Consider the following 20217-nt stretch of genomic DNA (forward strand, 5'->3'; position numbering starts at 1 on the left):
GGAGGCGCCGGTCGCGTCGACCGGGCCCACGCCCGCGCTCACGCGTAGAGCGGGAACGCGTCGGTCAGCGCCTTCACCCGCGCGGCCAGCGCGGCGATGTCGGGCTCGGGCATCAGCGTCGCGGCGATGATGTCGGCGACCTCGGCGAACTCGGCGTCGTCGAAGCCGCGGGTCGCGAGCGCGGACGTGCCGATGCGGACGCCGGAGGTGACCATCGGCGGGCGAGGATCCCACGGGACCGAGTTGCGGTTGACGGTGATGCCGACCTCGTGCAGGAGGTTCTCGGCCTGCTTGCCGTCGACCTCGCTGGCGCGCAGGTCGACGAGCACGAGGTGCACGTCGGTGCCGCCGGTCAGCACGTCGACGCCGGCCGCCTTCGCGTCGGCCTGCATGAGGCGTGCGGCGAGGGCCTGGGCGCCGCGGATGGTGCGCTCCTGGCGGTCCTTGAACTCGGGCTCGGCCGCGAGCTTGAACGCGGTCGCCTTGGCGGCGATGACGTGCATCAGCGGGCCGCCCTGCTGGCCGGGGAAGACCGCCGAGTTGAGCTTCTTGAAGAGCGGCTCGTGGTTCGACAGGATCACGCCCGACCGGGGACCGGCGAGGGTCTTGTGCACGGTCGACGAGACGACGTGGGCGTGCGGCACGGGCGAGGGGTGCAGGCCGGCGGCGACGAGCCCGGCGAAGTGCGCCATGTCGACCCAGAGGTACGCGCCGACCTCGTCGGCGATGGCGCGGAACGCCTCGAAGTCGAGCTGGCGGGGGTAGGCCGACCAGCCGGCGATGATCACCTTGGGCTGGTGCTCGATCGCCTGGCGGCGGACGACGTCCATGTCGATGAGGTACGTCTCGGGGTCGACCTCGTACGCGACGGCCTTGTACATCTTGCCGCTGAAGTTGAGCTTCATGCCGTGGGTCAGGTGGCCGCCGTGCGACAGCTCGAGGCCGAGGATCGTGTCGCCGATGTCGGCGAGCGCCGCCAGCACGGCGGCGTTGGCCTGGGCGCCCGAGTGGGGCTGCACGTTGGCGAAGTCGGCGCCGAACAGCGACTTGGCGCGCTCGATGGCGAGGTTCTCGGCGACGTCGACGAACTCGCAGCCGCCGTAGTAGCGACGGCCCGGGTAGCCCTCGGCGTACTTGTTCGTGAGCACGGAGCCCTGCGACTCGAGCACGGCACGCGGCACGAAGTTCTCGGAGGCGATCATCTCGAGGTAGTCGCGCTGACGGCCCAGTTCTTGCTCGAGCACGGCGGCGATCTCGGGGTCGACCTCGCTGAGCGGGGCGTTGAAGGTCGAGGGCAGCTTCTGGCCGGCGGCACTGGCGGTGGACTCTGACTGGATCGTCATGGCGGGTCTCTCTCTACACGGTCACGGGACGAGGGCGGCACGAGGTGCCGGTTCTTCAGGTGGTGAGGTGGCCCAGGCGTACGGCCACGTACCGTGTGTGCGTCGCTCCCCGATGGTGACCATCTGAACGCCAGTCGCGACGGGTCGATCATAACTCGGGCGGCTGGGCGGATGCGAGACTGGGACGATGCCGGACCGCACCGCCACCTCCTCGTCAGACGTCCGGTTCCGCACCGGCATGACCGGCTGGCTCCGGTGGCCGCTGGTGGCCGTGATGCTCGCCCTCGCCGCGTTCTCGTGGGTCGCGCCGGGCGACGACGCCAGCACCTCCGAGCGGACCGTCGGGCCCCTGGTGCTCGTGCTGGTCGCGGTGGTGCTCGCGTCGATGGGCGTCACGGTCAGGGCCGACCGCGCGCGCCTCCTCCTCGCGTTCACGCCCTTCTACCGGCGGTCGGTGGCGCGTCAGGAGATCGTCTCGGTCACGGCCGACACCTGGAGCCCGATCAGCTTCGGCGGCTGGGGCGTCAAGGGCTGGGCGCGGTCGAGCAAGGGGCTGCTGCTGAACGCCTCCCTCGGTCGGCGGGGCGACCAGGGGCTGCGCGTCGTGACGACCGACGGGCGCACCTACAACGTCGAGGTGCCCGACCCGGTCGGCGCGGCCGTGAGGGTGCGCGAGCTGCTGGACGTGCCGGAGGCGTCGGTCGCCACCCGCTGACCGGCGGCTGCCGGCAGGACGTCCGGCCGGCGTCGCCGCGCGACCCGTTGGCCGGCGCCGGCCGGCGCGACGGCCGGCCTGCGAGAGGCGCTCGAGGAGGTGCCGACAGACCAGACGGTTCGTTCTGCCGGGCGAGCCGTGGCACGCTGGTGCGGTGACGCAGACCCTCGACGACACGCGCACCGGGACCGAGACCGGCGAGCGCCTCCTCGTCGCGCCCGACGTGCCCTGGGTCGTGCTCGTCTGGGACGACCCGGTGAACCTGATGTCGTACGTGAGCTGGGTGTTCCGCAGCTACTTCGGCTACGCGGCGGCCGAGTCGGAGCGCCTCATGATGCAGGTGCACACGACCGGCCGCGCCGTCGTGGCCACCGGCCCGCGCGAGGCGATGGAGCGGCACGTCGAGGCCCTGCACGACTTCGGCCTCTGGGCGACCGTCGCGAAGGCCGACGAGTGATCCCGTTCCGGCGGCGCGGCGACGACCTGCTGCTCGACCTGCCCGAGCACGAGGCGCGGCTGCTCGGCGACCTCGTCGCCCAGCTCGTCACCGTGCTCGAGGGCGGCGACCCCGGCGACCCGGCCGTGGCGCGCCTCCTGCCGTCCGCCTACCCCGACGACGAGGAGGCGGCGGCCGAGTTCCGCAGGTTCACCGCCGACGACCTCACCGCCCGCAAGCTCGCCAACGCGCGACGGGTGCTCGACGACGTCGCGGCGCCGACGGCCGAGCGGCTCGACGCCGCGGGGCAGCAGTCGTGGCTGCGGACGCTGACCGACCTGCGGCTCGTGCTCGGCAGCCGACTCGGCGTCACGTCCGAGGGCCCAGCACCGAGCGACGACCCGCACGTGGTCGTCATGCACGACGTGTTCGACTGGCTCGGCTACCTGCAGGAGAGCCTCGTCCAGACGCTGGGCTGAGCCCGCGCGCTGCGGGACCCGACCCGCTGCGGGCCGCGCCGATCCTGCGGGCGGCTAGCGCCCCTCCTTCGGGAACACCACCCAGAGCACGAGGTACAGCAGCACCTGCGGACCGGGCAGCAGCAGCGACAGCACGAAGAGCAGCCGCACGAGGAACGGGCTGAGGCCGAAGCGGTTCGCGAGTGCGGCACAGACTCCGGCGATGACCTTGCCGCGGCGGGGACGAGTGAGGGTAGCCATGGGCCCACCCTGCCAGCCCGGGCTCGATCGCGGCTGGGTCGCGGCTCGGCAGCGGACGAGACGATCCCGAGGAGGCGCGGCGCGCGGCCTCGGGACGGCCAGCGCTGCCAGGATCGGAGGCAGGCCGCCGCTGAGCGCGGCCGACGACGAGGGGGAACTCGTGGGGAGCACACCGGACCGGCCGCAGCCCGGAGCACCGCAGCACGACGGGCGACGGCGGCCCCGTCAGCAGGAGCGCCGTCCGCAGCAGCGGCAGCAGCACGCCGACGCCCTCCGCCGGCTCCCGCCGTCACCGCCGCTCGCGCCCCCGTCGGTCGACCGCCTGGTGCTCGCCGTCGCCGCGCTGCCCGTGGGCGTCGCCGCCTCCCTCTTCGGCGGCGTCACGCCCGGCCTCGTCGTCTTCTGGGCGGTGGTCGCCGTGTTCGCCGGCGTGGTGACCGGCAGCCGTCCGCACCGCCCCGACGCCGTGCGTCTCGCGATCACGGTCGGCGTGCTGCTCGTCGTGCCGACCGTCTCGCCTGGCCTGCCCGAGGCGTGGAACGTGCTCACCACCTCCGCCGGGGTGTTCTGCGGCGCGACGCTCGGCGGCGTGCTGCGCGCGCGGGCCGACGCCCGCGCCGTCCGCGAGTTCGACCCGCCGACCCGGCCGGAGGACGTGCCGGGCCGGACCGTCCTCCGTCTCGAGACGGACCGCCTCCGGTGGGAGGCCGTCGACCCGTCACCTCGGTTGCTGGAGAAGGCCGTCCGGAGGCTCCGCGACCAGCAGGCCCACCAGGTGGAACTGCGGCGAGGGCCGGCGGGCATGTTCCTCCTGCGGGACCGAGGGACGCCCTGCTTCGTGCTCCAGGCGGACGACGTCGCCGAGGGGCCGTGGCACGAAGCCCTCGACACGGAGACCGTGCCCGTCGAGGGCGAGCCGTACCCGCAGCTGCTCGGGGCGCGCGAGCTGCGACGCCGGTCGGTCGCCGCCGCCGTGCACTTCAGCCGGACGGGCGAGCGGACGCCGGACCTGCCGTGGGGCCCGGTGCGGCCGCGGTGAGGGGCCCGGGTGAACGGCCACGACGCGTGCGACCACGAGGGCGCGACACGGTGACGGGCCGACTGGACGGACGGCCGTCGAGGCGGGAGGTGACGTCGCCCAGCCCTTGACCGGGTCCGACGCGAGCCCCCTGGGCGGATGCCCGCGAAGAACCGGGCCTACGTCGTGGTCGTCGTGGTCGTCGTGCCGGTGACGGGCATCGCGCCCGTGGCGCGGTGACGGCCGACACCGGGCGAGAATGGTCCGATGAGCGCATCACTCGTGGCCAAGGGCCTGGCCGGCGGCCACGGGCACCGCACCCTGTTCGACGACCTCGACCTGACGGTCGCGCCCGGCGACGTCGTGGGCGTGGTGGGCGTGAACGGGGCCGGCAAGTCGACGCTGCTGCGCCTCCTCGCGGGGGTGGACGAGCCGCAGGGCGGCAGCGTCACGCTGAGCCCCGGCGACGCGTTCGTCGGCTGGCTGCCGCAGGAGCACGAGCGCGTGCCCGGCGAGACCGTCGCCGGCTACATCGGCCGCCGCACGGGCTGCACGCCGGCCGCCGCCGAGATGGACGAGGCGGCCTCGGCCCTCGGCGAGGTGGGCGCCGCCCCGCGAGCCGACGGACTCGACCCTGCCGACGTCTACTCGACGGCGCTCGAGCGCTGGCTCGCGAGCGGCGCGGCCGACCTGGACGACCGCCTCCCGCAGGTGCTCGCCGAGCTGGGCCTCGGCGCCGAAGCCGAAGCCGAGGGCGCCGTCGGCCCCGACAGCCCGATGACCTCGCTCAGCGGCGGCCAGGCGGCCCGGGTCGGCCTCGCCGCCCTGCTGCTCAGCCGCTTCGACGTCGCCCTGCTCGACGAGCCGACGAACGACCTCGACCTCGACGGCCTCGAGCGGCTCGAGCGCTTCGTGCAGGGCCAGCGCGGCGGCGTCGTGCTCGTCAGCCACGACCGCGAGTTCCTCGCACGCTGCGTCACGAAGGTGCTCGAGCTCGACCTCGCCCAGTCGTCGAACCGGGTGTTCGGCGGCGGCTACGACTCCTACCTCGAGGAGCGCGAGACGGCCCGCCGTCACGCCCGCGAGGCCTACGACGAGTTCGCCGACAAGAAGGCCGACCTCGTCGGCCGTGCCCGCACGCAGCGCGAGTGGTCGAGCCAGGGCGTCCGCAACGCGATGAAGAAGGCCCCCGACAACGACAAGATCCGCCGCAAGGCGTCCGCCGAGTCGAGCGAGAAGCAGGGCCAGAAGGTCCGGCAGATGGAGAGCCGCATCGCGCGCATGGAGGAGGTCGACGAGCCCCGCAAGGAATGGCAGCTCGAGTTCACCATCGGCTCCGCGCCGCGGTCGAGCGCCGTCGTCGCGACGCTCAGCGGCGCGGTGTTCCGCCAGGGCGAGCCGGGCGACGAGTTCGTGCTCGGACCCGTCTCGCTGCAGGTCGACGGCGGCGACCGCATCGGCATCACGGGGCCCAACGGCGCCGGCAAGTCGACGCTGCTGCGCGGGCTCCTGGGGCGCCAGGCCCCGAGCGAAGGAGGCGCCAGCCGCGGAGCCAGCATCGCCGTCGGCGAGATCGACCAGGCGCGTGCGCTCCTCGCCGGCGACGAGCCCCTGGCCGAGGCGTTCGAGGCGCTCGTGCCCGACTGGCCCCAGGCCGAGGTCCGCACGCTGCTCGCCAAGTTCGGGCTCAAGGCCGATCACGTCTCGCGCCCCGTCGACGAGCTGTCGCCCGGCGAGCGCACCCGCGCCGGCCTCGCCCTGCTGCAGGCCCGCGGCGTCAACGTGCTCGTCCTCGACGAGCCGACGAACCACCTCGATCTGGCCGCGATCGAGCAGCTCGAGCAGGCGCTCGAGTCGTACGAGGGCACGCTGCTGCTGGTGACGCACGACCGGCGGATGTTGCAGACGGTGCGGCTCGACCGGCAGTGGCGCGTCGAGGGCGGCCGGGTGACGGAGTCGTGACCCGCGCCTCCTCGACGACCCGCTCGCCGCGCTCGTCGACGCGACGAGCCTTCCCCGTCGCGGGGCTCCTCGCCGTGGCCCTGCTGCTGACGGGCTGCACCGGCGGGGCCGGAGCGGACGACGACGCGACGTCCGGCGCGACGGGCAGCGCCTCGGCCGCACCCGACGCGGGCACCGGCACGGGCACCGGCGCGGACGGGGCCTGGGCCGCCTGGGACTCGGCCCTCGCCGACGTCGACGGCTCGCCCGCCCGGTGGCTCGCGGTCGGCGACTCGATCACGGAGGGGCAGGGCGCCTCCTCGGTCGACGTCCGCTGGGTCGACCTCACCCGCGACGCCCTCCGCGCCGCGCACCCCGTCGACGGCGTCACGGGCGGCGTCGGCTACCGACCGGCGGTGTTCGCGACCTACGGGCCCGACTCCCCCTGGGGCGACTGGGCGACCGACCGGCAGGGCGGCGTCGACCTCGACGGCACCTCGCCTGCCCTGGGCTTCCGCAGCCTCGAGCTCGAGCCCGGAGCGCGGGTGAGCTGGCCGGTGACGGGCACCGACGTGGACCTCTGGTGGGCAGGAGGGGGCGGCTCGTTCACGTGGGACGTCGACGGCACCCGGCAGGGCCGCGTCGACACCAGCGACTCGGCCGCGTCGTCGTCGGTGACGCCCGTCGGGGGCCTGGACCCCGGGCCGCACACCGTCACGGTGACCGCCGCGGCCGACGACCGCTCGGACGAGCCCGTCGTCGTGCACGGCCTGGCCGCCTTCGACGGCGACCGGGAGCGCGGCGTGACCCTGTACGACTCGGCGCGGTCGGGCGCCACGACCGGCACGTTCACCGACGACCTCGCGGGCTGGCTCGAGGCGGTGGCCGCGGCCGAGCCCGACGTCGTCACGATCACGCTCGGCGCCAACGACCTGCGGGGCAGCAGCCCCGAGGAGTTCGCGGACGGCTACCGGGACGTCGTCGAGGGCCTGCAGGCGCTGGACGCGCCTCCCACGGTGGTCGTCGTCGACGAGTTCCCCGTCGCGGCCGGCCTGGCCGACACCGGGCAGGCGCCGACCGCCGACTACTCCGCCGCGCTCGACGAGGTCGTCGACGAGACCGGAGTCGTGTCGGTGTCGCTCGGCGACGCGCTCGCGAGCTCGGGCACGACCGACCTGCGCAGCCTGCTCTCGTCGGACGGGCTGCACCCGGACGACGCCGGCCAGCGCGCGATCGCCGCCTTCATGACGGGCGTGCTCGGGCGCTGACCGGCCTGGCCGGGTGATGCGGCTGCCGGCTGCCGGCTGCCGGCTGCCGCTGCCGCTGCTAGTTGATCAGCGAGAAGGCCGCGTCGAGGGCCTGGTCGGCGTCGAGCGAGGTCTCGGTGGTCGCGGTCGCGGTGACGTTGAACAGGCCGTGCGTCGTGATGACCGTGCCGCCGTTCACGAGGATGCCCGTGCTCTCGCCGGTCTGCGTGAACGCCCGCCCGTCGAGGTCCGCGGCACGGCTGTCGTCGACGGCGGTGACGCCCTCGGTCGCGGCCACGGTGTCGGCCTGCTCGGCGATGGTGTCGGCGTCGAACTCCTGCACCTGGGCGACCGCGATGACCGCCTGCACGGCGCTCGCGTCGGTGGTGTCCTCGGTCGACGACGCCCACGAGCACTGGAAGCCCTCGTCGGTCGCCGTGCTCTCGTCACGCAGCTCGAGGCCCTCGATCGCGGAGCCCAGGGCCTCGCCCACGGCATCGCACGACCCGAAGGCGATCATCGTGCCGGGCTCGCCGTCGCCGGCGGCCGCCGAGCTGCCGCCGCCCGACCCGCCCGTCGCCCCCTGGCTCGCCTCGTCGTCGGAGTCGCCGCCGCTCGTGCAGCCGGTGAGGAGGAGCGCCAGCGCCAGCGCGCCGGAGGCGGCGGTCGCCACGGCCCTGCGCGAGCGGGTCGTCGAGATGGTCGGTGTCATGGGTGTCTCCCCCTGGGGACTCGCCGCCGGCTCCCTGCGCCGACGGGCCGTGCCACCTTACCGAGGGGCTCCGACGGCGGTCCCGGTGACGGGGGCGCACCTCCTCGGGGCCGGCCTGCCCGCCCTGGCAGGGCTGACTGCCCTGGCCGCTCTGCCTCGCTGCGCTGCCTGGCCTGGCCGCTGGGCGCAAGTCGGCAGGTGCCTGTGCCCGCCCGTGCGCCTTCGCGGCGGCGTGCGGGTACCGTCGAGCGTCCACCGACGATACGGAGTCACCCATGGCCTCGCTGCTCCGCAGGCTCGCGCCCCTGCTCATCCCCATCATCATCCGCAAGTTCCAGAACCGGAAGGGCGGCGGGAACGGCCAGGCCGGTTCCGGTCGCCGCCGCTAGGCGCACACCGGAACTCGCGTCGGCGACGTCCCCACGTCGCCCTTGCACCATGAACCTCGTTCCGAACCATGAACCGCGAATATTCGCGGTTCATGGTTCGGAACGAGGTTCTTCGTGTTCGGTGGCGTCGCCAGCGGTCCGCGACGCAGTGACCTCGGCCTCGGCCTCCGCGCGCAGCTAGCGGCGCGCGCGGGCGACCAGCACGCGGTCGGTGACGACCACGGCCACGAGCACCACGGCGGCGATGCCGACGTAGAGCAGCGGCAGGGTGTCGAGCCCCGACCCGTCGAGCACGAGGGCTCCGATCAGCGCGCCTCCACCGATGCCGGTGTTGAACGCGGTCGTGTAGAACGCGCTGGCGATGTCGCGGTGCTTCTCGGGGCTGACCTGCAGCATCTTCGTCTGGAACAGCGGCGGCAGCGCCCCGAACGTCACGCCCCAGATCACGAAGGCCACGAGGGAGGGGCCCGGCTGACCCTCGAGCAGCACCAGCGCCAGCACGGAGACCACCACGAGGCCCACGCCGACGGGGATGCTGACCCGCGGCCGCTTGCCGAGGAACCAGCCGACCATCAGCAGGCCGACGCCGCCCGCGATGCCGAACGCGAAGAGCGCGACGCTGAGGCTCGACTCCGCGATGCCCGTCGAGCGCAGCAGGTACGGCGCGATGTAGGTGAAGAACGAGTAGTGGCCGACCATGAACACGGCCGTGATCAGGCAGCTGAAGACGATGCCCATGACCGAGGGCGGCGGCAGGTGCCGCGACGCGGTCGGCGTCGAGCCGGTGAGCGTCGGGACGCTGCCCGTCGCGGTCGAGGCGGCCAGCGCCTCCTCGGAGTCGCCTGCGGGCCGCGCCGTGTGCGTCGACGGGACAGGCGGCAGCAGCCGCCAGACGAGCACCGCGCCGAGGGCCATCGCCCCGGCGAGGATGCCGAAGGCGGCACGCCAGCCGAGGGCCTGGCCGAGCGCCGTGCCGAGGGGCACGCCGAGCACGAACGCCAGCGTGCCGCCGCTCATCGCGACGGCGAGCGCGCGCCCGACCTGCTCCCGCGGGACGAGGTGGGCCGCGTACGCGCCGCCGATCGCCCAGAACATGCCGTGCGCGAGCCCGCCGAGCACCCGCGACGCGACGACCAGCTCGTAGGTCGGCGCGATCGCCGTGAGCGCCGCGCTGATCGCGAGCACCGTGATGAGGCCGACCACGATGAGGTGGCGGGGCAGCTTGCGGGTCAGGTGCGTGAGCCCGGTGCTGGTGAGCACCACGGTGAACGCGAAGACGCTGACGAGCAGGCCGATGCTCGACTCGCTGACGCCGAGCTCGCCGCTCATCTCGGGCAGCAGACCGGTGGGCAGCATCTCGCCGGAGATGCTGAGGAACGTGGCGACGGCGAGCGCGAGCAGCCCGGCGAGGGGGAACTTCGCGGGGGTGACAGGGCGACCCGTCGAGGAGGCGCGGGTCGAGGGAGAAGGAGAAGTGGAGGTCGTCGAGGGACGACCCTGGGCAGCAGGTGTCATGGAAGGGTCTCGGTCAGTCGGCGGGCGCCGTTCCCTCGACCCGAGGTGCCGTGGCTCCGGCAGCGGTGCTGCGGTGCTGCAGTTCAGCGGTGCTGCACTTCAGCGGTGCTGCAGTTCAGCGACGCTGCGGGGCCGGCTCGGCGGGGAGGATGGTGATCCCGACTGCGCGCTGTCGTGCACGCCCGGGGCCGCACGTGACGCGCGACCGTGGCCGATCCTACCGGCTGCCCTCCGGCGACGCCAGGGCCGGCTCGGGCCCCGGCCGGTCGACCGGCGCCGGGTCGAAGCGGATGCCGGCCGTCTTCGAGCGCTGCGCCAGCAGCACGAGCACCACGAACGACAGCACCGGCACGAGCACGGCGCCGAGTGCCCACCATCCGGAGTGGTCGGCGTCGTGCAGCCGCCGGATCGCGAGGGCGACCATCGGCGCGAGGGTGAGCACGGACCAGACCGTCCAGACGACGACGGAGGCGCCGTCCGCCGGGTCGCCGGAGGTGTCGTTCCATGAGAACACCGGCACCGTGCCGAGCAGCCCGGGTCCGAACGGCCCCGTCGGCAGTCGGAGCTCGCGGGTCTGACCGCTCAGCACCGGGACCGCGACCAGCAGCACGGCCGCGACGACCATCTGCAGCAGCCACGTCCACCAGAACTCCGCGCGGCTGGCCCGCCCCGTGGTGGTGAGGCGGGTGACGGCCCGGGCCCAGGCGATCCAGGGCCGCGAGACGGGGACGGGGCCGGCGACGGTCAGCGAGTCGGGCAGTCGGATGCGCGCGCCTCCTCGAGTCGGACGGCCGTGGCCGTCGTGGTCGTGCGGCGGCTCGGTCGGCGCCGTCGCCCCTCGACGCTAGCGAGAGCAGACCGCTCTGTCGAGGGCAGGCCAGCCGGCGGGTCGCGACGCGGGGGCGACGCGCAGGCGAGGCGGTCGCGACGCGGGAGCGACGCGGAAGCGACGAACCTCCACGGAAGATCGCGTCGGGTCGTCGTCCTCGCGTCGGGTCGTCGGCCACGCGTCAGCCGCGAGGCGCAGCATGGAGGGGTGAGCACGCCCGACGAGAAGACCTGCCGCTCGTGCGGCCGCCGCATCGAGTGGCGCAAGAAGTGGGAGTCGAACTGGGACGAGGTCGCGTACTGCAGCGACGCCTGCCGCCGCCGCAAGGTCACGGCTCTCGACCGCCAGCTCGAGGATCGCATCCGGGAGCTCCTCGCCGCCCGTGCCGCGACGTCGACGATCTGCCCGTCCGACGTCGCCCGGTCGATCGCCCCCGACGACGAGGACGCCTGGCGCGACCTCATGGAGCCCGTCCGACGAGCCGCCCGGCGCCTCGTCGCAGCCGGCGAGGTCGACATCACGCAGGGCGGCTCGGTGGTCGATCCGTCGACGGCGAAGGGCCCGATCCGCATCCGCCGGCGGCGCGCAGGAGGCGGCCGGTGACCGCCGAGGACCGCGACCGCCGGTTCCCCCGTCGCGTCTACGGGACGGGGCAGGAGCCCGACGTCCGGTTCAGCCTGGCCAACGAGCGCACGTTCCTCGCCTGGGTGCGCACCTCGCTCGCGCTCGTGGCGGGCGGCGTCGCCCTCGAGGCGCTGGGGCTCGGCCTGCAGCCCGGGCTGCGGCTCACGGCCTCGCTCGTGCTGATCGTGGCCGGGATCGCGGCTCCCGTACAGGCCTGGGTCGGCTGGGCCCGCACCGAGCGCGCCCTGCGGGCCGACCGGCCGCTGCCGTCCGCGCCGCTGGCGTTGCCGCTCGGCATCGCGGTCGCGGTCGCCGGGGTGCTCGTGCTGCTCGGGGTCGTGCTCGCGTGAGCCTGCGCCGCGCAGCATCCGGGGACGCGTCGTGACCGAGGGGCCGGCGAGTGCCGTTCGCCCCTGGGACCCCGGCCTGCAGCCCGAGCGCACTGCGCTCGCCTGGCGTCGCACCGGCCTGGCGCTCACCGTCGGGTCGCTGATCGGGCTGCGAGTGCTGCCTCCCCTGCTCGGTCCGGCTGCGTACCTGCTGGCCGGGCTGGGCGTGGTCGCGTCGCTCGCCGTGCTCGCGGCGGCACACCGGCGGTACCGACGGGTGCACCGCCTCCTGCTGGCCGCCCGCGTGGCGGGACGAGCCGGGGGCGACGACGGAGACGGTGCCGGAGACGGTGCCGGAGTCGGAGCCGGTTCCGGTGCCGGATCCGGGTCGACGAGTTCGCCCGCCAGGGTCCCCACGACCGGGGGCGCGCTGCCCGCGGCGACCGCTGCGCTGGCGCTCGCGGCCGGCCTCGCCGCGCTCGTCGTGGCGCTCGGGGTCCGCTGACCCGACGCGTCCGCCGCCGTCGGCTGCTGTCGCTGCTGCCCTCGGGTCGTCGTCGGATCGCGTCGTGTCCTCCTGTCGCGTCGTGTTCCGAGCGTCGCGTCTCGTGGTCGCGCGACGTGATGCTCGGAACGTGACGTGACAGCGAGTCAGCCGGTCAGCGGCCCGGCCGGCGCACGTCGTGCAGGTGGTGCACCGGGTCGTGCACGAAGTAGAGGCCGAGCGTCTCGACCGTGAACGCCGCACCGTCGCTGCGCAGGCCGGTGCGGTGCACCTGGTCGGCGGGCACCTCCTCGAAGCGGCGGGCGACGACCTCGGCCGCGGCGCGCAGCTGCTCGGCGACGACGGCCGGGTCCTGCCCGGCGTAGTCGTCGGCGAGCGCCGTCGCGTCCTGGTCCCAGTTCTCGAAGGCGGGGGCGTCCTCGCCGAGCATCCGCAGGAGGCGGCCGTCGAAGACGCGGAACACGTCGCGCACGTGGGCGCCGTACTCGAGCGGCGACCAGGTCGCGTCGTCCGGTCGCTCGCGGACGTCGGCGCGTCCGAGCTCGGCGGGCCACGCGGCGGCGTTGGCCCGCACCAGGCCGGGCACGTCGCCCAGCTCGACCTCGGCGGCGTCGTAGCCGCACTCGGGGCAGGGCGCGTCGAGCACCCAGGTCCAGTTCTTCGTGTCGGGGACGATCGGCATGACCCGACCGTAGCCACGAGCCGAGGAGGCGCGCGACGGAGATCCTGCCGACCTGCGTCGAGCGACCGCCACGAGCGGCGGCGCCGCGCGGCTGCGTCGACACGACGGCAGGTCCCGAGGAGGCGCACCCGGGCGGCGAGGGACCGTGGACGGGCCCGGCTCGACCGCGTCGGCAGCCTGTCCTAGGATCGCCGCAGGGGGGAACATGACGGACGATCACACACCAGGGCCGCACGACGACGACGTCGAGCGCGACGCTGCGGGACGCGCGCCCGAGCCGCACGAGGACGCCGCGGCGACGACGGCACAGCAGGCCGGCGCCGGGCAGCATGCCGGCGCTGACGAGCGCCCCGGCGCGGCCGACACGTCGACTCGAGCGACGACGCAGCCCACCGAGGTGCAGCCCGCTGCGCCCACGGCGCACACGCCCGGCGACGAGCCGGCTCCCTCGACGGGCGCGGGTCCGCGACTCGTGCCGTGGACGCACCGCCCCACGACGTCGGAGGGCACGGCCGGGTCGGCCGCCGCCTCCTCGGGGCGCTCCGGGGCGGCAGGTGCCGCGGGGACAGCCGGGGCTGCGGGGACAGCCGGGGCTGCGGGCGCGACGGGCGCCGCCGCTGCGAGCTCCGACACCGACACCGACTCCGACTCCGACTCCGAGGACGACGAACCCGGGCGGCGACGCATGCGCCCGGCCGCGATCCTGGCCGTGGTCGGCGGAGCGGCCGTGGTCGCCGTGGTGCTCGGCACGGTCCTCGCGTTCTCGAGCGGCGGCCCGCTCGCGTCCGGCGCCCCCGCCGCGACGTCGGAGCCGGCCTCCCCGATCACGACCAGCGCACGCCCGTCGACCAGCCCGACGCCGAGCGCGACGCCGACGGCGTCCGCCTCGCCGTCGCCGCGTGCCGCCACCCCTCCCCCCGCGGAGGCCGCCGAGGAGGCGCCCTACGTCACTCCCGTCGCGGCGGGCACGGTGGTGGCCGAGGCCGACGTCCGGTCACCCAAGGGCAGCATCGCTTTCCACTACCGGGTCGTCGCCGTGGGCGACGGCACCTTCTCGACCGAGTGGTCGGGCTACACCTCGACCCTGCCGGTCACGGTGCAGCTCTCGTACTTCGAGATCGCGCCCGCGGTCTTCGACGGCCTGACCTCCCCCGGCGACGGCGTGGCCGTGCTCGGCGGGCCCACCTCGGCACCGACCTCGGGCTCCGCGCCCCTGCCGATCGGACAGCCCTCGTACCTCGGCACCCTCGTCGTGTCGACCGCCGAGGCAGCACCCGACGTGCCCGTCGAGATCAGCCGGGGCAAGGTCCTCGCGGTCGCCCCGGTCAGGTGGTCGGTGCCCCCGAAGACGACCAACATCGTCCCGGTCGACGGCGGCGTCGCGAACTTCGCCAACGGCGTCGTGACGGCGACCACCGCCGCGGGGGCGCCCAAGCGCTACCAGGTCTCCACCGGCGACACCGCCGACGCCGTCGCGGCCCGCTTCGGCATCACGGTCTCGGCCCTCATCTACCTGAACCAGGGCCTCGAGGTGATCGACGACGAGCAGCGCCTGTTCGACGGCACGGAGCTGCTGCTCGACCCGGACAGCCTCTGACGGTTCGGCGAGCACCGGCAGCCGGCAGCCGGCCGCCGGCCGCCGCCGACCGCCGACCGGCGACGGCCGAGTGGTCAGTTCCAGTCCTCCAGGAGCGAGCGAGCGACCGGAACTGACCACTCGACCTCCCACTCGGGGCCGAGCCAGGTCAGGAGGGCGTCGGCAGGGCCCCGAGCACGATCGCGGCCGCGCGGGCGACGAGGGCGTCGTCGTAGCGGGCGTCGGGGTCGTTCCGCGTCGTGAACACGCTGACGACGACCGGTGCCCGACCGGGAGGGGTGACGACCGCGACGTCGTTGCGGATGCCGCCCGCGCCTCCTGACTTGTCGGCCACGGCCCAGCCGTCCGGCACCCCGGCACGGACCAGGGTGTCGCCGGTCGCGTTGCCGCTCATCCAGTCGAGCAGCAGCGCACGGTCGGGGTCGTCGAGCCAGCGGCCGTCGAGCAGCGCGCCGAGGTCGGCCGTGAAGGCCGCGGGAGTGCTCGTGTCGTCGGTGCTGCCGGGCTCGATCGTGTTGAGGTCGGGCTCCCGCCCCACGACCTCGGTGGTCGTGTCGCCGATGTCCTCGAGCCCCTGGTCGAGCCCGGCGGGCCCTCCGACGCGGTCGAGCACGATGTTGAGGGCCGTGTTGTCGCTCTTCCGCACGGCCGCCTCGGCGAGCTGCGCGAGGGTCAGCCCGTCGGCGACGTGCTCGCTCGTCACCGGCGAGTAGCCGGCGGCCTCGACGTCGGCTGCGGTCCAGGTGACGACCTCCTCGCGCTGCTCGGCGGGCACGTCGTGCAACAGCTGGGCCGCCGCGAGCGCCTTGAGCGACGAGGCGTAGCCGAAGCGCTCGTCGGCGCGGTGCGAGGCCGTCGCCCCGGTCTCCGTGTCGACGACGCTGACGCCGACGCGGGCGTCGAACTCGGCCTCGAGCGCGGCGAGGTCGTCGGCCACGTCGGCGGAGACGTCGACGGTCGCGGCCGTCGCGGACGGCGACGTGCTCGGCGTCGTCGTCGTGGGTCCGGACACGCCGTCGGACGGCGCGGTCTGCTGCGCGCAGCCGCCGACCACGAGCGCGACGAGCGCGGCCGTGGCGAGCGCTGCCGTGGCGCGCGCTGCCGTGGCGCGCCGGGTGCTGGTGACGGCGGCGGGGGTGGTCTCGGTCCTCACAGGGCTCCTCCAGACGTCCTCGCGCGGTGACCGCGGTCGCGGCGGGACGAGGGCGTCGTCACCAGCATCGCCTCACCTCGTCCCCGTCCGGGCGACGACGACACGAGGAGGCGCGGAGTTCGTCCTCGAGGACGACCCGCTCCGAGGCGGCTCAGGGCGTCGCCGACTCCGGCCTCAGGAAGACGTCCGTCGAGTCCTGGGCGCCGTAGGTCACCGTCACGGGGACGGCCTGGGCGGCTGTCGGCACGAGCGGGACCGGCACGTACTGTCCTGCCCACCACCACCGCTGGTGCGACACGGTCTCGACCCCCACGGTGTACCTCCCGCTCGGCACGACGAACTGCGCGACCTTGCGCCGCGAGCTCTGGTCGTCGAGCACCTGGGTCCAGACCGCTCCGGTCACGACCTCGGTGATCGTCACCACGGCACCGTCGAGGTCGGGACCGGGAGCGTTCACCGGGTCGGGTTCGTCGACCACCACCTGCAGGTCGTAGCTGCTGTGCACGTAGCGGGGTGCCGAGAAGACGTGGCCGGCCGGGGTCGTCGCGGTCTCGGCGGCGACGTCCTGCCGCCAGACGGTGGGGACGCCGCCCGGGGTCGCGACCATCGTCGCCGTGTAGAGGTCGGTCGGGAGGCCGAAGAACGCGTAGCGGCCATCGGAGTCGGTGACGGCGCTGAGGGACGTGCCGACGTGGTTGCCGTAGAGCTCGACCGTGAGCCCGGCGGGAGGGTCGGGCCAGGGGCCGAGCAGCCGACCGGAGAGAGTGCCGCCGACGGCGAGCGTCACGTCGACGGTCGTCGTCCGACCGGCCTGCACGGTCAGGCCGTACACCTGGGCGGGTGCACGGAGGCCGTAGGCACCCGTCGGCTCGGGGACGACGCGCACCGAGTACCGCCCTGCGGCAGGCACGGTCGCGAAGGCCGCAGCGCCGCTCGCGTCGGTCGTGGCCCGGTCGACGACGGGCGAGGGTCCGACCAGCTCGACGGTCGCGCCAGCCAGGCGGAGCCGGTCGCCCCGCGGGCTGAGCAGGCGGACGGCGACGGCGCCGGTCGCCGGCACGGGTGCCGCAGCCGGGGCGGCCTCGGCAGCCGCGGCGGACCACCAGACCGCAGGAGGAGCGGCCTGAGCTCCGAGGGGAACGGACGTCGCGAGACCGGCGACCACCACGACCGAGAGAGAGACGAGGAACCTGTTCACGGAGACCCCCTGCATGCAGCGGCCCGGCACGGTGCCGGGTCCAGCCGGGGTTCGGGCCTCCGGCGCCGTGAGCCTAGGCACAGGGCGCGCACGCCGCACCTGTCGGTCCTCGCGCGGGCGTCCGGGCGGTCCCGCCGCGCGCCGGGCCTCAGACCGGCTGCAGCGCCTCGTGCTCGCCGTCGGGCAGCTCCACGACGACCTCGTCGTCCGGGGCGACGCGGCCGCCGGCGAGCACCACGGCCATGACTCCCGCCTTGCGCACCACCTGGCCCGTGCCGTCGCGGGTCACCAGCTCGCGCATCAGGCCGGCCTCGAACCCGTCGATCTGCACGCACGGGTTCCGCAGCCCGGTGACCTCGACGACCGCGTCCGGCCCGAGCCGCAGCACGGCCCCGCGCGGCAGCCCCAGCAGGTCGACCCCGCGCGTCGTGACGTTCTCGCCCAGCTCGCCCGGGGCGACCTCGAAGCCGGAGTCCTGCACCTCGTCGAACAGCTCGGCGTGCACGAGGTGCACCTGGCGCAGGTTCGGCTGCGAGGGGTCGCGGGCGACCCGCGAGCGGTGCTGCACGGTGGTGCCGGCGTGGGCGTCGCCCTCGACGCCGAGCCCGGCGATCAGGACGATGTCGTCGACCACCTCCTTCGAGAAGCGGTGCTCGGGGTCGCGGCTGACGGAGACGACGGAGGCGGAGGTCATGTCCCCATCATCCGCCGCGACGGGCGCCGGGTCGAGGGGGCGCCTCCTCGGGGCTCGGGTCTGCCACGCCGTGTGCCTCGTCACCTCGAACCGCGTTCCGAACCATGAACCGCGAAGTTTCGCGGTTCATGGTTCGGAACGCGGTTCATCACCAGCGCGGGTCGCGCAGCGTCGTGCCCGGGTCGCCGATGTCGGTGGCGGGTCGTAGCGTCGCGGCGTGCCCGAACCGATCGAGAGCTGGTGGGCCCGCCGTCAGCGGTCCCGCGCCGCCGAGGTGCCCTACGCGCCCGGCGCCTACCGCGACGCGTGGGCCCGCTACCCCGTGCTCGTGCGGCAGTACCGGCCCGAGCACAACCGGGGGCTGCTGCTGAGCCAGGTGCCTCCCGCGGCCGACGTCTGGCTGACCTGGCTCTGCGACGTCGGCCACCAGTTCGTCGCGACGCCCGACGAGCAACGCCACCGGCCCGGGCGTGAGCGACGGAGGTCGTCGTGGTGCCCGACCTGCGCCGAGCTCGCCTCGCCGAGGCGGCTGCCGGCCGTCCCGATGGACCCGGCGCCGAAGCGCCCGCGCGACGCCGACGGGTCGACGGCACCGGTCGCCGCGGCCACGGATCCGCGTCCGGGTCGGAGCCCGGGTCCGGGTCCCGTCGTCGACGGCGGCGAACGGGCCGCACTGCTCCGGCGCATCGCGGCGTCCCGGCCTGCTCCCGCTCGGACGCCGAGGACGGGCCGATCGACCGAGGTCGGTCAGCTGCCCTCGGCAGGCGAGGCAGGGCGGACGTCCCCGGCGGCCCGCGCAGCCCCCGCGGGGCAGGAGACGCAGCGAGGGCAGGCGCCCCGGGGCGGCCGGACACGGGCGACGGGCCTGCCGTCGGCGCCGCCGCGGCCGTCCCCCGCAGCCCGCGTCCCGAGGAGGCGCGACCAGCTCTGCGACCGCACCCCCGACCTGCCCGTCGGCGAGGCGTTCTCGAGCGCGTGCGCACCGCCTCCTGCGTCCGCGGTCGAGGAGCAGCTGCGGGCCGACCTCGCCGCCGCGATCACCTTCACGGCGGGGGTCAACGCGGTCCGCCTCGCGCGGCCGTTCTTCGAGCACCTCGAGGCGTGGCCCGACGTGCTGCTGCCCGAGCTGCGCGTCGCGGTCGAGTACGACTCCACGGGACGACACGGGCTCGAGCACGTCGGCCACCGCGAGGAGGCGGACCGCCGCAAGGACCGCGCGCTCCGCTCCGCAGGGTGGGAGGTCGTCCGCATCCGGACCGGCGGCCTCGAGGCGCTCGGCCCGCACGACCTCGTCGTCTCGGGGTTGACGCGGAGCACCGTGCCGCAGCTGCTCGACGTGTTCCGCGAGGTGCGCGGCGAGCATCCGGACCGGCGGCCTCGAGGCGCTCGGCCCGCACGACCTCGTCGTCTCGGGGTTGACGCGGAGCACCGTGCCGCAGCTGCTCGACGTGTTCCGCGAGGTGCGCGGCGACCTCTACGTCGACGCCTGGCTGCGCTGACCCGCGCGGGCCGACCCGAGCGGGCCGACCCGATCGCGTCGGGCCGATCGCGTCGGGCCGATCGCATCGGGCCGATCGCGTCGGGCCGATCGATGTGACGCGTCGGGGGCGTCGTCGACCGATGCACCCCCGCGACGCGTCACCTGATCGCTCAGCGATCAGGAGCGGAGGGCGAGGGCCTCGCTGCACCAGCGCGCATAGGTGCTCCACGGGTCGTCCGAGCCGGCCCGGAGCGCCGCCGCGTGCGCGAGCAGCTCGGGCGCAGCCGTGAACCACTCGGTGCGGGCGAGGCGGTGCTCGGCGAACTGCACGTGCCGGCGGTGCTCGACGACCCGGTCGCCGCGCTCGAAGGCGAGCAGGTCGTCGTGCCAGATGCGGGCGAGCCGGCGGCGAGGGTCGGACGAGGTGCCGATCTTGACCCGGTCGTCGAAGCGCAGGTAGTAGACGACGTCGACCCGCGGAGGGGCGAGCTCGCCGTCCGGCGAGTCGCCGTGCCGCCACTCGCAGACCGCGCAGAGCCAGCCCGACGGCCAGTGCACGCCGAGCCGGGACCCGCACGCGACGCACGGCGAGGGCAGCAGGTCGGTGAGGCCGTGCTCGCGCTCCGACCAGTCGGCGGCGGCGTCGAGGTGCCAGGCGCAGAGCGGGGCCGGGCCGCCGGGCTCGACCGGACGTCCGCAGCCGTCGACACAGCAGAGGGAGGAGGCGCCGCCTGCGCTCGAGGACCCGGTCACGTCGTCACCGTAGGTCCCGCCCCCGACATCGGAGCTGGTGGCCACTCACCGACACAGGTCGGCACGCCGCGGGGTCAGTCGCGCGTGCGCGCCTCTCCCCCGCCGGGACGCACCTTCGCGGTGTCGGCGACGTCGATGCGGGTGACGCCGTCGGGTCGCTCCTCGGTGGTGATGCGCGGAGCGGCGTCGGTCTCGTCCGACTTGGGTGCGCGAGTCAGCTGGTCGTGCCGCTTCTCGTCGGCGGTCATGCCGGTCGGGTCGTCGTGGTCGCCGGTCGTGTCGTCGTGCTCGGTCGCGTCGCTGCTCATGCGGTCGAGGCTACGCGGGCGCCGTCCCCG

The 20217-nt window shown here is 74.9% G+C and carries 22 protein-coding genes and 1 riboswitch; of the genes, 11 read left to right on the plus strand and 11 right to left on the minus strand.

Annotation, left to right across the window (positions count from 1 at the left end; all coding sequences use genetic code 11):
* Positions 1-38: 38 nt before the first annotated feature.
* Positions 39-1343, minus strand: coding sequence for a serine hydroxymethyltransferase (gene glyA / locus ACZZ97_RS11720; RefSeq protein WP_314102383.1), 1305 nt, complete (start codon positions 1341-1343; stop codon positions 39-41).
* A gap of 63 nt (positions 1344-1406) precedes the next feature.
* Positions 1407-1491: riboswitch (ZMP/ZTP riboswitch) on the minus strand.
* Positions 1492-1530: 39 nt separating this feature from the next.
* On the opposite strand from glyA, the gene ACZZ97_RS11725 reads away from it, so the two are divergent.
* The 3 genes from ACZZ97_RS11725 to ACZZ97_RS11735 all read left to right on the plus strand — a co-directional run bounded on the left by ACZZ97_RS11725 (position 1531) and on the right by ACZZ97_RS11735 (position 2973).
* Entirely contained in the window at positions 1531-2058 is a 528-nt protein-coding gene (locus tag ACZZ97_RS11725) for a hypothetical protein (RefSeq protein ID WP_463473269.1), read from the plus strand.
* A gap of 154 nt (positions 2059-2212) precedes the next feature.
* Positions 2213-2515, plus strand: coding sequence for an ATP-dependent Clp protease adapter ClpS (clpS, locus tag ACZZ97_RS11730; RefSeq protein WP_123547824.1), 303 nt, complete (start codon positions 2213-2215; stop codon positions 2513-2515).
* On the plus strand, positions 2512-2973 hold the full coding sequence (locus ACZZ97_RS11735) for a DUF2017 domain-containing protein (RefSeq protein ID WP_463473270.1): 462 nt from the start codon (positions 2512-2514) through the stop codon (positions 2971-2973). The genes clpS and ACZZ97_RS11735 overlap by 4 nt, the downstream gene beginning before the upstream one ends.
* 54 nt (positions 2974-3027) lie before the next feature.
* On the opposite strand, the gene ACZZ97_RS11740 is transcribed toward ACZZ97_RS11735, so the two are convergent.
* The gene (locus ACZZ97_RS11740; RefSeq protein WP_123547822.1) at positions 3028-3213 is read right to left on the minus strand and encodes a PspC domain-containing protein; all 186 of its coding nucleotides are present in this window, start codon (positions 3211-3213) and stop codon (positions 3028-3030) included.
* Between the two features lie 160 nt (positions 3214-3373).
* Here ACZZ97_RS11740 and ACZZ97_RS11745 point away from each other — a divergent pair, with 160 nt between their 5' ends.
* The 3 genes from ACZZ97_RS11745 to ACZZ97_RS11755 all read left to right on the plus strand — a co-directional run bounded on the left by ACZZ97_RS11745 (position 3374) and on the right by ACZZ97_RS11755 (position 7440).
* The gene (locus ACZZ97_RS11745; RefSeq protein WP_463473271.1) at positions 3374-4252 is read left to right on the plus strand and encodes a hypothetical protein; all 879 of its coding nucleotides are present in this window, start codon (positions 3374-3376) and stop codon (positions 4250-4252) included.
* Positions 4253-4498: 246 nt separating this feature from the next.
* Complete coding sequence (locus tag ACZZ97_RS11750) at positions 4499-6193, plus strand: ABC-F family ATP-binding cassette domain-containing protein (protein ID WP_463473272.1); 1695 nt, start codon at positions 4499-4501, stop codon at positions 6191-6193.
* Positions 6190-7440: an SGNH/GDSL hydrolase family protein gene (locus ACZZ97_RS11755; protein WP_463473273.1), complete on the plus strand. Its 1251-nt coding sequence runs from the start codon at positions 6190-6192 to the stop codon at positions 7438-7440. The genes ACZZ97_RS11750 and ACZZ97_RS11755 overlap by 4 nt, the downstream gene beginning before the upstream one ends.
* A 58-nt stretch (positions 7441-7498) precedes the next feature.
* Here ACZZ97_RS11755 and ACZZ97_RS11760 read toward each other — a convergent pair whose 3' ends face one another.
* From ACZZ97_RS11760 to ACZZ97_RS11770, 3 genes are all read right to left on the minus strand, one after another.
* Complete coding sequence (locus ACZZ97_RS11760) at positions 7499-8131, minus strand: hypothetical protein (protein WP_463473274.1); 633 nt, start codon at positions 8129-8131, stop codon at positions 7499-7501.
* A gap of 566 nt (positions 8132-8697) precedes the next feature.
* Positions 8698-10035 (minus strand): MFS transporter, encoded by a 1338-nt coding sequence (locus ACZZ97_RS11765; RefSeq protein ID WP_463473275.1) that lies wholly within the window; start codon positions 10033-10035, stop codon positions 8698-8700.
* Between the two features lie 217 nt (positions 10036-10252).
* Positions 10253-10801, minus strand: a complete 549-nt coding sequence (locus ACZZ97_RS11770; RefSeq protein WP_463473803.1) for a DUF805 domain-containing protein — start codon at positions 10799-10801, stop codon at positions 10253-10255.
* A 270-nt stretch (positions 10802-11071) separates the two neighbouring features.
* On the opposite strand from ACZZ97_RS11770, the gene ACZZ97_RS11775 reads away from it, so the two are divergent.
* Genes ACZZ97_RS11775 through ACZZ97_RS11785 form a run of 3 tightly spaced genes read left to right on the plus strand, consistent with a single transcriptional unit; the run spans position 11072 to position 12322 of the window.
* Positions 11072-11467 (plus strand): DUF2256 and DUF3253 domain-containing protein, encoded by a 396-nt coding sequence (locus tag ACZZ97_RS11775; protein ID WP_314102369.1) that lies wholly within the window; start codon positions 11072-11074, stop codon positions 11465-11467.
* Complete coding sequence (locus tag ACZZ97_RS11780; RefSeq protein WP_463473276.1) at positions 11464-11838, plus strand: YidH family protein; 375 nt, start codon at positions 11464-11466, stop codon at positions 11836-11838. Before ACZZ97_RS11775 ends, ACZZ97_RS11780 begins: the two co-directional genes overlap by 4 nt.
* Positions 11839-11869: 31 nt before the next feature.
* Positions 11870-12322 carry a DUF202 domain-containing protein gene (locus ACZZ97_RS11785; protein WP_463473277.1) on the plus strand — a complete coding sequence of 151 codons (453 nt, stop codon included), beginning with the start codon at positions 11870-11872 and terminating at the stop codon, positions 12320-12322.
* A gap of 154 nt (positions 12323-12476) precedes the next feature.
* Here the strand turns inward: ACZZ97_RS11785 and ACZZ97_RS11790 are convergent, their stop codons facing one another.
* A complete protein-coding gene (locus ACZZ97_RS11790; RefSeq protein ID WP_463473278.1) occupies positions 12477-13004 on the minus strand; it encodes a DinB family protein in 528 nt (175 codons plus the stop codon).
* A gap of 205 nt (positions 13005-13209) precedes the next feature.
* On the opposite strand from ACZZ97_RS11790, the gene ACZZ97_RS11795 reads away from it, so the two are divergent.
* On the plus strand, positions 13210-14601 hold the full coding sequence (locus ACZZ97_RS11795; RefSeq protein ID WP_463473279.1) for a LysM peptidoglycan-binding domain-containing protein: 1392 nt from the start codon (positions 13210-13212) through the stop codon (positions 14599-14601).
* A gap of 148 nt (positions 14602-14749) precedes the next feature.
* On the opposite strand, the gene bla is transcribed toward ACZZ97_RS11795, so the two are convergent.
* The 3 genes from bla to ACZZ97_RS11810 all read right to left on the minus strand — a co-directional run bounded on the left by bla (position 14750) and on the right by ACZZ97_RS11810 (position 17646).
* Positions 14750-15754: a class A beta-lactamase gene (gene bla, locus ACZZ97_RS11800; RefSeq protein ID WP_463473280.1), complete on the minus strand. Its 1005-nt coding sequence runs from the start codon at positions 15752-15754 to the stop codon at positions 14750-14752.
* A 151-nt stretch (positions 15755-15905) separates the two neighbouring features.
* Entirely contained in the window at positions 15906-16952 is a 1047-nt protein-coding gene (locus tag ACZZ97_RS11805) for a carboxypeptidase-like regulatory domain-containing protein (RefSeq protein WP_463473281.1), read from the minus strand.
* 148 nt (positions 16953-17100) lie between these two features.
* Positions 17101-17646: an MOSC domain-containing protein gene (locus ACZZ97_RS11810; protein ID WP_314104644.1), complete on the minus strand. Its 546-nt coding sequence runs from the start codon at positions 17644-17646 to the stop codon at positions 17101-17103.
* 217 nt (positions 17647-17863) lie between these two features.
* On the opposite strand from ACZZ97_RS11810, the gene ACZZ97_RS11815 reads away from it, so the two are divergent.
* Complete coding sequence (locus ACZZ97_RS11815) at positions 17864-19243, plus strand: zinc-ribbon domain-containing protein (RefSeq protein ID WP_463473282.1); 1380 nt, start codon at positions 17864-17866, stop codon at positions 19241-19243.
* Positions 19244-19303: 60 nt separating this feature from the next.
* Here ACZZ97_RS11815 and ACZZ97_RS11820 read toward each other — a convergent pair whose 3' ends face one another.
* Both ACZZ97_RS11820 and ACZZ97_RS11825 read right to left on the minus strand, forming a co-directional pair.
* Positions 19304-19879 (minus strand): GIY-YIG nuclease family protein, encoded by a 576-nt coding sequence (locus tag ACZZ97_RS11820; RefSeq protein ID WP_463473283.1) that lies wholly within the window; start codon positions 19877-19879, stop codon positions 19304-19306.
* A gap of 74 nt (positions 19880-19953) precedes the next feature.
* Positions 19954-20187, minus strand: a complete 234-nt coding sequence (locus ACZZ97_RS11825) for a hypothetical protein (protein ID WP_463473284.1) — start codon at positions 20185-20187, stop codon at positions 19954-19956.
* Between the last annotated feature and the right edge of the window lie 30 nt (positions 20188-20217).

It is taken from the genome of Frigoribacterium sp. AC512, from assembly GCF_979258295.1.